This window comes from Halosolutus sp. DAT137, from assembly GCF_059736405.1.
Genome location: NZ_JCAQID010000001.1, coordinates 295,081 through 310,759 on the forward strand (window position 1 = coordinate 295,081; position 15,679 = coordinate 310,759).

General features: G+C 63.4%; 14 protein-coding genes, 1 tRNA gene and 1 pseudogene. 8 read left to right on the forward strand and 8 right to left on the reverse strand.

All coding sequences use genetic code 11. From position 1 onward, the window contains the following. Positions 1–163: 163 nt before the first annotated feature. Genes AC6I6L_RS01465 through AC6I6L_RS01475 form a run of 3 tightly spaced genes read left to right on the forward strand, consistent with a single transcriptional unit; the run spans position 164 to position 3,961 of the window. Positions 164–1,444 carry a hypothetical protein gene (locus AC6I6L_RS01465; RefSeq protein WP_497915940.1) on the forward strand — a complete coding sequence of 427 codons (1,281 nt, stop codon included), beginning with the start codon at positions 164–166 and terminating at the stop codon, positions 1,442–1,444. Beyond that, positions 1,441–3,519 carry a hypothetical protein gene (locus AC6I6L_RS01470; protein ID WP_497915941.1) on the forward strand — a complete coding sequence of 693 codons (2,079 nt, stop codon included), beginning with the start codon at positions 1,441–1,443 and terminating at the stop codon, positions 3,517–3,519. The genes AC6I6L_RS01465 and AC6I6L_RS01470 overlap by 4 nt, the downstream gene beginning before the upstream one ends. Further along, positions 3,512–3,961, forward strand: a complete 450-nt coding sequence (locus AC6I6L_RS01475; protein ID WP_497915942.1) for a hypothetical protein — start codon at positions 3,512–3,514, stop codon at positions 3,959–3,961. The genes AC6I6L_RS01470 and AC6I6L_RS01475 overlap by 8 nt, the downstream gene beginning before the upstream one ends. A gap of 192 nt (positions 3,962–4,153) precedes the next feature. On the opposite strand, the gene AC6I6L_RS01480 is transcribed toward AC6I6L_RS01475, so the two are convergent. The 3 genes from AC6I6L_RS01480 to AC6I6L_RS01490 form a co-directional block, all read right to left on the reverse strand. After that, a tRNA-Pro gene (locus AC6I6L_RS01480) sits at positions 4,154–4,226 on the reverse strand. 81 nt (positions 4,227–4,307) lie between these two features. Continuing rightward, positions 4,308–4,910: a tRNA (pseudouridine(54)-N(1))-methyltransferase TrmY gene (gene trmY / locus AC6I6L_RS01485; protein WP_497915943.1), complete on the reverse strand. Its 603-nt coding sequence runs from the start codon at positions 4,908–4,910 to the stop codon at positions 4,308–4,310. 130 nt (positions 4,911–5,040) lie between these two features. After that, entirely contained in the window at positions 5,041–5,730 is a 690-nt protein-coding gene (locus tag AC6I6L_RS01490; protein ID WP_497915944.1) for an SHOCT domain-containing protein, read from the reverse strand. Between the two features lie 191 nt (positions 5,731–5,921). On the opposite strand from AC6I6L_RS01490, the gene AC6I6L_RS01495 reads away from it, so the two are divergent. Then, positions 5,922–6,104 (forward strand): HVO_A0556 family zinc finger protein, encoded by a 183-nt coding sequence (locus AC6I6L_RS01495; protein ID WP_497915945.1) that lies wholly within the window; start codon positions 5,922–5,924, stop codon positions 6,102–6,104. Positions 6,105–6,147: 43 nt separating this feature from the next. Here the strand turns inward: AC6I6L_RS01495 and AC6I6L_RS01500 are convergent. From AC6I6L_RS01500 to AC6I6L_RS01510, 3 genes and pseudogenes are all read right to left on the reverse strand, one after another. Continuing rightward, a pseudogene (locus AC6I6L_RS01500) lies at positions 6,148–6,432 on the reverse strand (DUF8028 family protein); the annotation flags it as partial. A gap of 400 nt (positions 6,433–6,832) precedes the next feature. Further along, entirely contained in the window at positions 6,833–7,948 is a 1,116-nt protein-coding gene (locus AC6I6L_RS01505) for a S1C family serine protease (RefSeq protein WP_497915946.1), read from the reverse strand. A gap of 170 nt (positions 7,949–8,118) precedes the next feature. Then, entirely contained in the window at positions 8,119–9,333 is a 1,215-nt protein-coding gene (locus AC6I6L_RS01510) for a DUF418 domain-containing protein (RefSeq protein WP_497915947.1), read from the reverse strand. A gap of 221 nt (positions 9,334–9,554) precedes the next feature. Here AC6I6L_RS01510 and AC6I6L_RS01515 point away from each other — a divergent pair, with 221 nt between their 5' ends. From AC6I6L_RS01515 to AC6I6L_RS01530, 4 genes are all read left to right on the forward strand, one after another. After that, positions 9,555–10,931, forward strand: a complete 1,377-nt coding sequence (locus tag AC6I6L_RS01515) for a tRNA pseudouridine(54/55) synthase Pus10 (RefSeq protein WP_497916825.1) — start codon at positions 9,555–9,557, stop codon at positions 10,929–10,931. Positions 10,932–11,066: 135 nt separating this feature from the next. Further along, the gene (gene rnhB / locus AC6I6L_RS01520) at positions 11,067–11,735 is read left to right on the forward strand and encodes a ribonuclease HII (protein ID WP_497915948.1); all 669 of its coding nucleotides are present in this window, start codon (positions 11,067–11,069) and stop codon (positions 11,733–11,735) included. Between the two features lie 44 nt (positions 11,736–11,779). Next, positions 11,780–12,817, forward strand: coding sequence for a sodium:calcium antiporter (locus tag AC6I6L_RS01525; RefSeq protein WP_497915949.1), 1,038 nt, complete (start codon positions 11,780–11,782; stop codon positions 12,815–12,817). An 88-nt stretch (positions 12,818–12,905) separates the two neighbouring features. Further along, positions 12,906–13,013 (forward strand): DUF7563 family protein, encoded by a 108-nt coding sequence (locus AC6I6L_RS01530; RefSeq protein ID WP_497915950.1) that lies wholly within the window; start codon positions 12,906–12,908, stop codon positions 13,011–13,013. A gap of 29 nt (positions 13,014–13,042) precedes the next feature. Here AC6I6L_RS01530 and AC6I6L_RS01535 read toward each other — a convergent pair whose 3' ends face one another. Then, positions 13,043–14,671, reverse strand: a complete 1,629-nt coding sequence (locus AC6I6L_RS01535; protein WP_497915951.1) for a preprotein translocase subunit SecD — start codon at positions 14,669–14,671, stop codon at positions 13,043–13,045. Next, a complete protein-coding gene (secF, locus tag AC6I6L_RS01540; RefSeq protein WP_497915952.1) occupies positions 14,668–15,561 on the reverse strand; it encodes a protein translocase subunit SecF in 894 nt (297 codons plus the stop codon). The genes AC6I6L_RS01535 and secF overlap by 4 nt, the downstream gene beginning before the upstream one ends. Positions 15,562–15,679 lie beyond the last annotated feature (118 nt).

A 15,679-nucleotide genomic window follows, 5' to 3' on the forward strand; every position in this document is an offset into this window, starting at 1 on the left:
GCGGTTACTGGATGAGTTCCGACAACAGTGGGGCGGTGGGATCGACCTATTCCACGAGGTAGCGAGCACCTGGGAAGCTTGGAAGGCGAAGCAGCCCTGCGCTGACTACTGGGAGCAGCTACAAGCCGGAATCCTCGGGCCACTCCCGCCGATGAAGCATGTTGTGATCGACGAGCTCCACGATGCGTACCCGTTGATGGCCTTGTATTTCGACCGGCTCGTCGAGAACGCAGAGACCGTGATTATCGCGGGCGATCCGGATCAGGTGTGTAATTCCTTTTCCGGGGCTGACCGAGCGATATTCCAGGAACTCCCAGGCCGTGTTGACCGCGACATCCCGACAGTGAAGCTCCCGGAGAGCTACCGGTGCCCGGACGAGCACTTCAGCGCTGCAGCGCGAGTTCTCTCCCGCGAACACCAACCACCGGACTTGACTACAGCTGGATCTGGGAAGATCTACCGGGATAAACCGGATACGACGATGCGATACAACGAGGGCGATGGGTGGCGGCTCCCACCAGCTGCTGAGGAGTCGTCCCCATATCAGTTGTGGCAAGAGTTCGGGACCGATGTGTTGTTCCTCGCCCGCGCCGGGTTCTTCATCGACGCGATCGGTGCACACCTTGACCGCGAAGGCGTCGTATACGAGTCACAACCGGGGAACGCAGGTAACTGGCCAGCACGACTCACCCTGCTCCGATGCCTCAACCTCTGTGCAGGGTACCGGCCACCGCGGCAATCCTCGATCATCAATGACGATTACGACGCCAGTGACACGCGGAACGTCGAAGCAGCGACAAAGACGAAGATCACGTACCTGGACGCGCGCCGGTTCATCGAGCACATCGATGAGTCGTATCTTCAGGGCGATCGTGACGATGCGAAGGAGACACTGGTTGAATACCGGCGGGACAAAGCGACGGTAACACTCGCTGAGTTCCATGCCGACATCGTAACTCGTGAGTTCTGGAGTGTATACGGGCGCGGAAAGGATAGTATCGATGAGCTAGTCCGGCTCACCCCGCGGAAAGGATTCACCGCGAACAGGACGCGGGACATGGTTGCTATGAAGCGTGCCTGGGACCGGTACGATTCGATTGACGATACGACTACTGTGCGTGATCTCGCAGACGGGACACGTCTCCTGACGATCCACGCTGCGAAGGGATCCCAAGCCGTGACAGTCATATTGTACGACGGACTGACGCGACGGAACGCTGACGCTGTCCGTCGTCACAAGGACACTGCGAGGAACGAAGCACGGACGTGGTATGTCGGGCTGACGCGGTCTTCAGACACGTTATTCGTCGTGCGAGATGCTTTCACTCACATTTGGGGCTCTTATCTACCACCGGATCTGGAACCGGTTGCTGCGGTTGAAGCCGCGGAGAACCGGTCTGTGGCTACTGACGGCGGCACAAATAATCGAGGTGATTCCCGATGATAACAAACACCGATAACGCTGACAGTAACAGCAATAGCAACACGAACACTAACGAGGAATCCCTGCCAGACTGGATGGCAGACCGAACCACAGCGCACCGCGCATCCCCGGATGTCGTCGTTGAGACCGCTAACACCAACACATCAGTCGCAGCACACTACGAACAGTGCCGCGACGTGTACGAAGAGTTAGCGGCGATCGGCGACGAGTACGAGACGCTCGCAGTTCCGGATAACACGTCGTGGTACGTGTCGGAGCAGACGGATCCAGGCGCGGAGTACCCGTGGGAAGCACGGCCGCTCTCGCTCCGTGAGACGCCGCGTGCACTCGCCGACACCGAACGTGTGTTGTATGCCGTGACGAGCTACAAACCGCGTGACGCGGTACGTCAGACCGCTGCGCACCGCTACGGTGACGACGGGATCGAATGGGCTTCAGGGAACCCGCTCCCTGGCTACAAGGATTTGGCCGGATTCGGTGCGTTCGTCGACCTGGACTTAGCAGATGACCTGAAAGCCCAGCGTGGTGAGCTCGACGGCGATACCGTTGCCACGATGGAAACAGTGATTGAAGCGTACTGCGACGCCTTCGCTGACCTGTACGGGGGGCACGAGTACGTGTACGCGCTGGATTCGGTCGGTGGATGCTACGTGCTTGGTGCCCCGGCGGCTACCATCCCGATCGCCGAGCACTTCAACGGCGACGAACGCGCGACTGTGATGAAGGCACTGCGGGAGCGGGCGAATGAGTACCTGCAGATCAAGCAGGATGAGATCGAAGCCTCGATCCATGCAGCTGGAGAGATTACGGATCCTGATTGGTGCCAGAACGTAAATCGGCAGTACAAAGCCCCGCTTGCACTGCATAAGGAACACGACGCCGTCGTCACACCCATCGACACGCAGGACGTGAAGTACGAGTACACGCCGCTCACCGATGTTGACGACACCCTGATTGATCGAGCGGAAGACTGGGCAGCCGGATTCACAAGCCTCGACCATGCCGATGAGTCAGTCACCGACCGGCTTGTCCAGCAGTTGTGGCCAGACTACAACGATGAGCACGGTGACTGGCGCACAGCACTCGAAGCGTTTGTCGATGATGAGCAGACCGGTGATGATGTGGACGCTTGTAACAGTAAGGACGCCAATAGTGAGCGCAGTATCCGGGACGATGTACGCATCACACCGGATTTCGACGATGTGAAGCGCGCTGTGGGCGATTTAGATATTGACCGAGTTGCTGAGAAGACGATTGTCCATGCGTGGACGGACAACAAGAACGGGTTCACTGACCGATCTGGATCGGGGAAACGGGCGTTCATCCCAGTGTGGGGAACGACCGCGAGCAGCGGGAACGCGAACTTCATCGTCGAAAGTGAAGGGACGTGGGTTGACTCGTCTGAATCACATCAAGCCGGTCCGGTTGAAATGGCTTTGATAGCAGCCAAAGAAGGGAATTGGCGAGGGAACCGGTACCGGCACGCACGCGGCCGAGACTGGCGGCGCGGCGTCGAAATCCTACGGAACAAAGGCTTCGAGATCCCTGTATACTGTCCGGATGCGGAGACGGCTGATGGCGATCAAATGCCTCTGTGGTCGCTCATCAACGCAGCACGGTCTCTCAGTGTAATCAATGAGGATGACTTGATAGAACGAGAGAGTAATGGCGGTGGAACGTATACCGGTTTCCGCGACGCTAAGACGTACAATCGGGCGCTTGCGGCTGTTGAGGCCGCTGGACTCGTCACGGGCCGGGAGCCTGTCGAGGACGGCGGAGAGTCGGCGTACGAGGCGGTGTTAAACGAGTACGCGGATGACGAGTGGGATCCGTGGACGGAGCCGACAGAGTGCCTCGTTGCATGCTTACGAGCCCGCGGCGACGGTGCAGTCCCAGAGAACGCGGAGCCGCCGCGGATCGCACTGCGTCCGATTCTCAAGATCATTACTGATGATGCCCAGGATGTGAGTGAGTCTGCACTGGAATTAGCCATAGAAACGTACCGTGATTTGGATATTGACGAAGCAATCAATGAGTTCGGTGTCACGGGGATTGGGGGTGATACCGATGAGTGAATCTGTCGGGAAACTCGGAATCGGCAACGGGCGCTGGATGACCGCACATGCGCAGCAGCTTAAAGATGTGATCCCGCTGCCGGGCTGCACGTGGTCGTTCTCGGAGACGGACCTGACGCGATCGCAGTTCAGCCAGCTCCGCCGCCGGAACCTAATTGAGATGGAAGGCGAGCAGGAATGGCGGACTACGGAACGATGCATCCAAGCGATCGGCGACTACGGCCGGATCCCTATGGAAGAGATCGGTGTGGACATCAAGTGCAACCGCCCGAGATGTGTCGCGTGCGTGATGCGGCGAGCAGAACAGCAATCCACCGAGACGACAGGATTCGATGTCGATATTGATGAGACGGAGCAATCGAATCTCGATGCGTGGGGTCCAGCCGAGGATTTGGGGAACTTGTCGATCCCGTCCGGTGACGTGTACGGTGCTGAGTGTTGAGGGTATAGGGCCCGGGACAGGTTTTATCACGAGTGAGACGCATTATGCGTTCGGCTCTAACCAATGTGTGTGACGGCGACGGGGCGCTTTGCGGGTGCAAGTCGAATCACCGGCCGCGAAGGCGTGTTTCCACCCGGAGACCCCACGCTGTCTGGCGTTTTTATTCGACCGGAAAGAGGGGGTAGATTATCATGGGCCGGCGCAGATTCGAACTGCGGTTACGGCCACCCGAAGGCCGAAGGATACCAAGCTACCCCACCGGCCCGCATTCGGAGTGAGCACACGGGATCGTTTAACGCTTGCGAAAGCCGGGATCGGATGCGAGTTACGATCGCCTTTCCGCCCCTCAAAAATCCTCGTAGCCCGCCGTATCCAGGTAGTGGTGGACGATCGTCACTGCCTGATCCGCGTGTACCAGTTCGGCTCCGAGGCGAAGCCGCTGATCGACGCGCGCATCCAACACGTCCGACTCGTCCGCGGTGAAATCCCGGTGATCCGAGAGGACGAACACGGCGTTCGCGAGGTCGTCCGCGTCGACACCGACGATCGGCTCGCCGTCTTCGTGGAGTTGAACGACCGGGGCGTCGGCGGCGACTTCGTCGAGCGTGGCCGCGAACCCGCGGCGGTAGAGTTCGATTCCGGGGCTGGGTTCGGCCGGGAGCGCGCCGATCGCTTCGTCGCGGTGCTCGAGTGCCGTTCGGACCAGTGCGGCCGTACTGCGTTCGTCGGGGTTGAGCCGGCGGAGTTCGCTGCCGTCGAAACTGATGGTCAGCTCGTCCTGGACGACGAGGTGGGTGCGGACATCCTCGCGGATGCCGTGAGAGGTGACGAAGGACGCGGTGATCGATCGACAAAGGGCATCGAGGCGTCCGGCACCGCCGGCGAGGTCGTCGAGAGAGAAGTCGGGCGTCGTGGGGACGTCGTGGGCGATGAGTACGAACTGGCGCATACGGGGACGTTGCCACCGAGTCGGATAGGCGATCCGATTCGGGACCGATCGGCGTTTCGTGGGAGCTTGACCGCCGTCTCGTGAGGACAGTCTGGGCGCACGGAAACGACCGATTACGACGGACGGACGATCACGTGTCTCGGCGTGGGTCGCCGTGAGCCGTCGAGCCGCTGGCTGCGCTCTGTTGGCGTTCTACGGCTTCGATGAGATCGTTCATCCCTCGCTCGAATTCCCGAGTCGACACCGGATCCGACTCGGCTCCGGCGGCGGTCGTGTCGCTGCCGGCGAAGTTCGAACCGGGTTCGGTACCGCTCCGGTCCCGTTCGACAGCCTCGACCACCGCCGCCACCGGATCGTCGATCGACGAGCCGCTGTGTCTCTGTCGGTCGAGGTGCCGGTCGATCCGTCGACGACTCGTTTCGAGCGTTTCCGTCTCGAGGAGGGTTGCCAACTGACTTTCGAAGGCGTCGACGGTAAGCTCGCCGCGGGCGTATCGCTCGCGGAGAATCGCGAGTGCGCGTTCCTTGTCCACGTGCTGGCTCGACCCGACCGACGCAGCCCCGACGGTCGACGTCGAGTCAGCCGTCGACCCGTACCGGAACAGGAATGCGATGAAGACGAGAATCAGCACCGGGACGAGAATCGGAAGGAGCACCGGGACGAGAATCGGAAGAAACACCGAATTCGAGACGAGTGACGAACCCCAGAGCGGCAAGAACACCGACGCGAACGCGATCAGAACGATGACGGTAGTGCCGACAGCGATCCACAGTCCGACGGCCGGTAACGCGGCCGTCTGACCGCTCCCCCTCGAAGCCATGATCCCTCTTGTTCACGAACCTAATCATATTCTTCCCCACATAAACCCCGTTCATCGTATCGACCGCTCGGCTGAGGGCCGAATCGCCGGTTGTGCGATCGCGACCGGGGGACCGTCGCGCCGTCGATCGATTCACGACGCTGCATAGGCAGGGCCAACGATTTCGACGCTGTCGAGTATGCACCGCTTACATGGCGAAATCTCAGCCGTCGCGGTTCGACGGCGACGGAAAACGACTCCTGTCGCTGCTCGCGGGCCGGTCGTGTGCGCACTGCTCGGACGGGACGCTCGAACGCGGCCGCTACAAGGATAATGTCGCGGCGCTCTGTGACGCCTGTGGAACGCCCTGCGTTCAACTCTGGCCCGTTTCGTAGCGGTCTGGGTCGGTCCTCGATCCGGCCCGGCGTCGACACGCCCTCATTCGCGCGTCTGCGACCGCGTTCGAGAGCCGTCGTATTCGTGACCGACGACGAGTGCGAGGACGTGCACGACGAGTAATCCCACGAACAACGAAAATCGGCTCATCGAATCGATTCCGGCGAGGATGACGGGGAGATACGCGATCGGTAGGAGTGTCCCCAGCCAGAAGCCGACCGTGGTGAGAGGGGGATCAGAATTCATGGGACTTCTGTCCCTCGAGGAGTGCGACGGCCGAATCGTCGCGTGCCGGTAGTCAGTTGGGCGAGGCGTTCGGGCTGTTCGACTGCTGCGGGACGATCACGCGCTCGTTCGGTCTCCGCGGTCGCGACGAGTGCGTGATCACCTTCGAATGGCGGTCTGGCGGGGCGGGGGAGGGTGGTGTCGGAATCGGTCGTCATGGCTGGGCAGGTGGCGAGTCAGGGTCTCGATCGCTGGTATTCGATGTCGATGTATTGTTATCGACGTGCTACCCGCCACCGCCGTACTCCCTGTGGTCGGTTCCGGGCAGGTTCGATCCGATCGAGTCGATTACACAGACCGTAACGAGACCTAACCTGTACGCGTCCGCTACGGTTCCCGTGGGACGATCGTACTCGATTCACACGAGGTACGGAGTGCCTTCGGCGGGTCGATCGAGAACGAGATGCGGTCGGAGCCCGCCGCTTTCCCCTCGGACCGGGGACTACTCGACTGACGGGCGCGTACCGAGTCGGAGCGTCGTCGATCGCTCGCTCCCCTCACGCCAGTAGTCGACGGTGATCGTCTCGCCGGGGCTGGTTTCGAGTGCGAGAAACGTCGAGAGGGCGTGACGATCTGGTATCGGTTCGTCGTTCAACGCGAGGACGACATCGCCGCCGACGGGGATGGGCTCGCCGCGACGCCGTCTGACCCCCCGGCTTCCTCGAAGTCCGGCGGCTGCGGCGGCTTCGCCGGGGAACGCGTCGGTGATCATGACGCCCGTCGCTTCGGGCAGGCCGTTTTCTTCGGCCACGAGTCGATCGACCGTCCGAAGCCCGATACCCATATACGAGTGGTCGTAATTGCCGTCGTCGATGAGCGACGGGACGACGCGATCGGTCAAGGCGGCCGAAATGGCGAAGCCGATGTTTTCGCCGCCGGCGGCGTTGACGACGCCGACGACCTCGCCGTCGATACCGACGAGCGGGCCGCCGCTGTTACCCGGATTGACGGCGGCGTCGGTTTGGATGACGTCCGAGAAGGAAAACTCCCGGCCGGGCGGGTTCAGCGTTCGCTGGACCCCGCTGACGACGCCCGTCGACATCGATCCCTCGAGGCCGAGCGGATTTCCGATCGCGGCGACCTGCTGGCCGACGACGGGGCGGGTTCCGGTCAGCGAGAGCGGCGTCGCTGACTCGGGGACGTGATCCGCCTCGAGCACCGCGAGGTCGCTGTAGAAGTCCGTGCCGACGAGTCGCGTCCCCGCCCAGTCGCCGTTGATGTACTGGAGATCGATGTCTTCGGCCCCGGCGACGACGTGTTCGTTGGTGACCACGTAGCCGTCCTCGAAGACGAAGCCGGATCCCTGTCCGCGCCCCTCTTCGCCGGTGATCGGATCGCTGACGCCGAAGGCGCGGATCTGAGTGACCGAGTCGATGGTCGCATCGTACACCTCGGTGTACGTCGAGCCGTCGGCGAGATTCTCCCGATCGATCGCGTTCGAGGAACTGCCCTCGATCGACCTGTCGGCGCGGGGCTCGGTACAGCCGGCGACGGCTCCGGCAAGTCCGGCAGCCGTCGCGGAGAGTACGCCCCGCCGACTCAGTCGCGTCTCGTCCATGTTCGTCGCGTCGGACGCCACCCATATGAACCTCGTGGCGAGTGTCCGGTCAGCCGATTCGAAACCGTAACGCGTCGGGCACCCGTCGACGCACGGTCGATCGTCTCCATTCCGGCACGATCGATCGACTACATCTCGGTTACACCGGCGAGTCGGTACTGCGGTCGGTCTCAGTCGGCGTTTCGATCGATCCGGAGCGGCTGACGCGTCTCGTAGGTGAGGACGCGCCACAGCCACTCCAGCGGGCCGAATCGGAAGTACCGCAGCCAGAGCACCGACAGCGGGATCTGTACCGCCCAGATCGCCACGACGATCCCGAGGGCCTCGAGCCGAGACACCTGCCCGAACAGCCCGAGTCCGTGGCCGTAGAAAATCGACGTGGCGATGACCGTCTGGAGGATGTAGTTGCTGAAGGCGGTTCGACCGACGGCGGCCAGCGCACGGGTCGCGACGCCCTCGGGACGCCACCGACTGTAGAGCATCACCGCACCGAGGTAGGCCCCGGCGAGCGGAAAACTCCCCCAGTAGTTGAACTGCCGCCAGAACAGCGCCGCCCCGACTCCCCACTCGTTCGCCTGGATGTACCAGACGCCGGCGAGAATCACGGCGAGCCCGCTGGTCGCCCCGATCCCGATCAGCCAGCCGTAGAACCGCGGCGATCGATCGTTCGTCAGGACGCCCCACTTGAACAGGGCCATCCCGAGTAGCATGGTCCCGCCCACGCGCCAGGCGGTGTATCCGAACAGCCCGGAGGTCTGTCGCTGAAACGACGCTGGGACTCGGTGTTCGAGCTGTTCTCTCCACCCGCTCCGGTACGTTTCGACTTCGGACTGAAGCGCCGACTCGGCCGGTTGCCACGTGCTCGCGATCGTCGCCGGGTCCACGGTCAATCCCGCCAGAATCTCGACGGTGGAGGGGATCGCCACGAGACACAGCCCGACGAACGTCAGCATCCGCGCGCTGAGGTCGCGAACGAGCACGACGCCGAACGCGCAGATGCCGTAGGCGACGAGAATGTCGCCGTACCACAGCAGATAGGCGTGTGCGAGGCCGAACGCGACGAGCCATCCGGAGCGTCGAACGAACAGCGTCAGCGCGGACCGACCGCCCTGGTCTTTGCGCTCCATGAACAGGACGACGCCGCCGCCGAACAGGATCGTAAACAGCGTGATGAACTTCTGTTGAGCGAAGACGTGTCCGACGAACCACGCCCAGTAGTTTTCGCCGGTAAAATCGCCGTACACCGTCGGATTCGACAGGACCGCCTCGGGCATCGAAAACACCCAGATGTTGATGATCAAGATTCCGAGAAGCGCAAACCCCCGGAGCGCGTCGAGGCCGACGATCCGATCGGACGGCGGCGTTGGCGCGCGCTCGGAGGTCATCGGCTCATTTCGGCCTCGACCGATCCGGTCCTGGCTGCCGGGACGCGGTCTGGGTTCGGGGTCGACGCCTGCGGTTCGATCCTGTTCACAACTCGTTCGTTCGGATGACGATCCGATAACGGTTGTGGAAGGGGTATGTTCGCGCGAGTTTCCCGCTATCGTGGGGACCGTCGGTGGGCCGAAGGGAAAACGTGTTACCCGCGGCCGCCCGAGTGATGGCCATGATTACGGACGACGCCCGCGCGCTGTTGGCGACGGGACCGGTCTGTGACTCCTGTTTCGGCCGCCCGTTTGCCGAGCGGAGTTTCGGGCTGACCAACGCCGAACGCGGTCGATCGCTGCGCACGACGATCGCGCTGGCCGACGACGAGGACTTCGAGCCGACCGACCCCATCGACTGCTGGGTCTGTGAGGGTTACTGCGGGACCTTCGACGCGATTGCCGAGACGATCGTCGACGCCCTCGAGGGGACCGAGTTCCAGACCTATCAGGTCGGGACGCAGGTCCCCCCACTCGTCGAGGAGAACGAGCGACTGCTGCGGGAGGACGCCGGTCTCGATCCCGAAGCGGGCGAGTCGCTCAAACGCGAGATGAACCGCGAGGTAGGTCGCCGCGTCGGCGCGAAAACGGGGGCCGAAGTCAGCTTCGAGCGGCCGGACGTACTCGCCGTCGTCGATCTCGCCGGCTTCGACTCCTTCGAGGTGCTCGACGATGGGGCCGTCACGAGCCACGCGATCGATCTGCAGGTCAACCCGGCGTTCGTCTACGGCCGGTATCGGAAACTCGAGCGAGATATCCCGCAGACGGAGTGGCCCTGCCGGGAGTGTGGCGGCAGCGGCGTCCAGCTGGGCGACGACGGCGAAGAGTCCTGTGACTACTGCGGCGGCTCGGGCTATATGTACGACACGAGCGTCGAGCAGGTCGTTCGCCCGCACGTGGTCGCGGCGATGGACGGCGGCGAGGGCACCTTCCACGGGGCCGGCCGCGAGGACGTCGACGCCCGGATGCTCGAGGGAGGACGGCCGTTCGTCCTCGAAGTCAAACGCCCGCGCAAGCGCGACCCCGATCCGGCCACCCTCGAAGCACAGATCAACGAGGCAGCGGACGGGTCGGTCGAGGTCGAGGGGCTGCGGCTGGCGACCTACGAGATGGTCGAACGCGTCAAGGAACACGACGCGAGCAAACGCTACCGCGCGGACGTCGCGTTCGCGGATCCGATCGACGAAGCGGCCTTCGCGGACGCGCTCGCGGAACTCGACGGTGCGATGCTCCAGCAGGACACCCCACAGCGGGTCGACCACCGCCGGGCGAGTCTCACGCGCGAGCGAACGGTCTACAGTATCGAGGGGGAGCTTCTGGAGCCGACGCGGGCCGAGGTCAGACTCCACGGTGAGGGCGGCCTCTACGTCAAAGAGCTCGTCAGCAGCGACGACGGCCGAACGGTGCCGAGTCTCGCCGGCCTGCTCGAAACCGACGCCGAGGTAACGGCACTCGACGTAACTGGCGTGGAAGGCGAAGACGAGCCCTTCGAGCGGGAGGCGTACTTCCGGGACGACCCGCGCGAGGAGATCGAGGACGCCGTCGAAGCGATCGACTGAGGCGTCACGATACTGAACTGACTGGAAAGTCGCAACTGAGACGCGATCGACGGGGACGCCACCACGTGCAGACGGGCCGACTGGAGTCGACGCCGAGTCACAACGATTTTCGTGTCACCCGTCGACGATCGAGGTATGCCATTCGGCGTCGACGAGGCCGGGAAAGGTCCCGCGATCGGGTCGATGTTCGCCGCGGCGATCTGGGTCGCGGACACGGACGTACTGCCGGACGGGATCGCGGACTCGAAGCGACTGTCGCCGGATCGTCGCGAGGAACTGGCCGAAACCCTCTGGAACGACGATCGTATCAGCGTCGGAGTGGGCGAGATCACGGTAGAGCGGATCGACGACCCGACGACGGACATGAACTCGCTGACGGTAGCCGCCCACGCCGCGGCGATCGAGGGGGCAGTCCCCTCGCTCTCCGGACCCGACGTGGCGGGCGGCGATCCCGCGGGTCTGTGTGACGCCTGCGACACCGACGCCGATCGCTTCGCCCGGCGCGTGACGGAGGCCTGTTCGCGCTCGGTCGAGATCGACGCGAGACACGGGGCCGACGACGACTCGTCGATCGTCGGGGCGGCGAGCATCGTCGCCAAAGTCGAGCGGGACGCTCACGTCGCCCGGCTGTCAGAGGAGTACGGCTCGATCGGGAGCGGCTATCCGAGCGACCCGACGACCCGCGAATTTCTCGAATGCTACGTCGCTGACAACGGGACGTTGCCGCCCGCCGCCCGCAGGTCGTGGTCGACCTGCGAAGACGTTCTCGCGGCGGCCCAGCAGACGGGTCTCGAGCAGTTTTGAGACGCTGACCCGGCCGACATCAGAACGGTACAGGCGGTGGATTGATGCGCCGCTGGACGCGAACGAGAGTCGTGATTGACATCTTCGCGCTTCTGGGGCTAGCGACGATCGCGACCGGGGTCGTCTGGGCGGGGAGTACGTGGCTCGAGGAGAGCGCCAATCAGCTCGCGACCGGGTACGGCGTGCCGGCGGTCGTCCAGGGTGCGATCATCGCCGCCGTCGGCTCGAGTATGCCCGAACTCGTGAGCGTCCTCGTCGCGACGCTGCTCCACGGCGAGTTCGAACTCGGGGTCGGCGCGATCGTCGGCTCCGCGGTGTTCAACCTCCTCGTGATCCCCGGCGTCGCCGTCCTCGCCGCAGATGGAGAGATGCGAACGGGGCGAGCGCTGGCATACAAGGAAGCGCTGTTCTACATGCTGGCGGTCGCCACCCTGTTGCTCACCTTCTCGCTGGCCGTGATCTACAATCCGGTCGAGGGGGCGGGGCTTCAGGGCAACGTTACCCGAACGCTCGCGGCGTTTCCGCTGATCATCTACGGACTCTACGTCTTCACCCAGTTTCTCGACACCGCCGACGACACGACCGCGGCGGACCCGGGAGTCGATCGCCTCCGGGCCTGGATTCGGTTCGGCGTCGGACTGGTGGTCATCGTGATCGGCGTCGAGGGGCTCGTCCGGGCGGCGATCGGTCTCGGTGACGCGTTCGGGAGCCCCGCGTTCCTGTGGGGGATGATCGTCGTCGCTGCCGGTTCGAGCGTTCCGGACGCGTTCGTCAGCGTCTCGGCTGCGCGGGCGGGTCGCTCGTCGGTCAGCCTCGCGAACGTCCTCGGGAGCAACGTGTTCGATCTGCTGGTCGCAGTCCCGGCGGGAATCCTCGTCGCCGGCACCCTGACGATCACGTTCGCTCACGTCGTCCCGATGATGGGGTTCCTGCTGGTCGCGACGATCGTCTTTTTCGCGATCGTGCGCACTGACATGCTTCTCTCCGAACGGGAGGCCTACGTACTGCTCGGCATCTACGGGGTGTTCGTCGTCTGGATCCTCCTCGAGAGCATCGGCGTAACGAGCGTCGTTCCGACCTGACTCCGGTACTCTCGTCACGGTCGGCCGGACGGTGCAAGAGCAGGCTGGCGGCTCTTGATCGCTGGTCGCGTCGCTTGCGGTGATTCCGATGCCGATCTGTACGCGGTGTAAGAGCCAGGTTTCGATCGATTTCGCCCGCGCCCACGGCGACGGCGACGGAACGGTCGACTGGTGTCCGCGGTGTCGAGACGAGTAAATAGAAACCGACCGCAGAACGCGACCGCGCTATTTGTCCGTCAGCAAGTACTCGAGGATGTCGCCGTATGCGGGACGGGTGATGAGTACGCCGACGAGAACGCCGAGGATCGTGATGATGGCGAACCCGCGGAGGTCCCCGAGGCTCAAGACGGCGAGCGGCGACATGGCGATGATCGTCGTCGCCGCGGCGGCACCGATCACCCAGAACGCCTTCCGGAAGCGCGACTCGAAGACCCGACTCGAACTCACGTCACCTTCGTCCATCACCTCGTCAGCGATGATCACGAGGTCGTCGACGCCGGTCCCGACGACGGCGATGAAGCCGGCGACGTGAGAGAGATCCAGCGGCATGCGTATCAGCGCCGCGAAGCCGAGCAAGATCACCACCTCGCTCATCGCCGTGACGATCATCGGGAGCGCGACGCGCCGGTCCCTGTACCGTAGGTAGACCATCCCGCTGACGGTCAACACCGCGAGGACCCCGATGAACAGCGAGTACAGCTTGAACTGGTCGGCCTGTGACGGTGACAGCGAATAGGTTTGCTCGCGATCGAAGTCGAGTGGGGCGCGCAGCGCACCGGCCTGCAGGTTGACCGACAGCGAGTGAGCGTCCTGCTGGGTGGGCACGATCATTCGGAAGGTCGGATCGTTCGCCCAGGTTCCCTGGGCCATGCTCCCCCCGAGGTCCGGGCTCATACTGTGGGCGTCGACGGGTTCGCCGTCGACCTCCGTGACCAGACACCACTGATCCTGCTCCTGGTCGTAGTCGAACTCGCCGGTCTGACGATCGTGCAGGGAACACTGGCCCGCACCTTCCTGCGTAAAGCCGAACTCGTTCATCTGGCGCTGATAGCGATCGGCCGGACTCTCGCCGTCCGTCTCGGCGTCCGACACCGTGACGGGGACGTAATGCTGGCCGCGCTGGTCGTCGAACGAGGCCGATCCAACGTCCGAGAAGTCATCGCGTTCGAGGACGGTATCGTTGACCTGCTGACCGTCCTCCCCGCCGGGGTGGTAGGCGACGACCTCAACGACCCCACGCTCCTGGAGCAGCGCGCGAAGTTCGTCGGGGTCCATGTCGGGGACCTCGGTGACGATGTAGTACTCGCCACCGACGGTCGACTCCTGGAAGACGTTACCGCCCGAGAGCCCGGCTTCGTTGATCTTCAACTCGATCGTCTGGATGATCTCGTCGCGAGTCTGCTGGGTGACGCCGCTTCGGATGTCGCTGGTCTCGTACTCGACACCCGCCTCGTTCAGTGCCGCGGCGAACTCCTCTTCGTCCACCTCGTCGGTGAACACCTCCGCGTGGAACGCGTTGTCGTCCTCGTCGAACACGACGCGGGCATCGGCGGAGTCGATTTCGAGTTCGGTTATCAGCGTACGTTCGACGTCGTTCTGTTCGCCCGGTTCGATATCGATATCCTCGGCGGTCATGCCGATCGGCGGTGCGCTGATCCGCGTCCCGCCGTCGAGTCCGAGACCGTACTCGATATTCGTCAGGGTCTGGTCGACGCTGTCGTCGTCGACGAGCCGATCGTCGTCGGCGATGATCCCGCCGGGAACGAACAGCGCGAGGACCGCCCCTGCGATGAAGGCGACGAGCAAGACGACCCGCCAGTGGGACTTGATCGTCCCGATCGGTCCGGCGCTCATGACCGAATCCCCTCGAATTTGTACCAGCGAAGCAGGCTCAGATTCAGCAGGTACGTGTTCATCAGGTCGGCCGCCAGCCCGACGAAGAGGATGATTCCGATCGACGCCAGCAGTTCGACACCGAACAGCCACGCGGCGACGCCCATGACGAGCATCGCCATCATCGACGTGACGGTCATGGTGATCCCGGTCCGCGTCGCACGGAGGGTCGCCTCGTAGAAGTCACCCCCGCGCCGGAGGATGTGATTGTTCAACAGGATGTCCGAGTCGACCGAGTAGCCGATCAGCATCAATAGTGCGGCGACGGTGCCAAGCGAGAGCTGAATGCCGACGATCGTCATGAATGCCAGCGGAATCACGATATCGGAAAACGCGGAGACGACGATCGCGATCGACGGAACGAACGTTCGGAACAGCAAGAACGCCAGCACGCTCATGCCGAGGAACGCGACGGCGATCCCGAGCAGCGCCGTTTGCTGGGCCTGCTGGCCGAAACTCGCGGAGGTGATCGATTCGGACTGGACGATGGCCGCGTCACCGTCCTGTTGTAAGTTGGTCTCGGCCTGGCTGGACAGGTCCTGCATGGTCTCCTGATCGACGTTCGCGAACTGGACGATATACTGGTTGTCGACGCCCGGTGCCTGCACCGGGCGGACGGTTTCGGGTTGGACGTCGAACGCCGCGGCGATGTCGCCTTCGGATGTGGTCGTCTGAACGGTCAGTTCTGCACCGCCAGCGAAATCCATCCCCAGCGGGACCGGCGTGCCGGTGAGCACGAACGACGCGCTGAGCACGAGCAGTGCAACCGCGAGAACCGCGAGCGGCACCGCCGCGAGCTGGCGGTCGGTGTACCGGGTGTAATTGACCTCCGGTACGTCGAAATACCCCATATACCCGACCACTGGCAGCCATCCGGTGTAAGCCTTCTCAATTTCTGTAGCATCGTCCTGTGAGAATAATATCGGAAGAGACGGCGGTTTGAAACCATTCGAGGCCGTATTCGAGAGT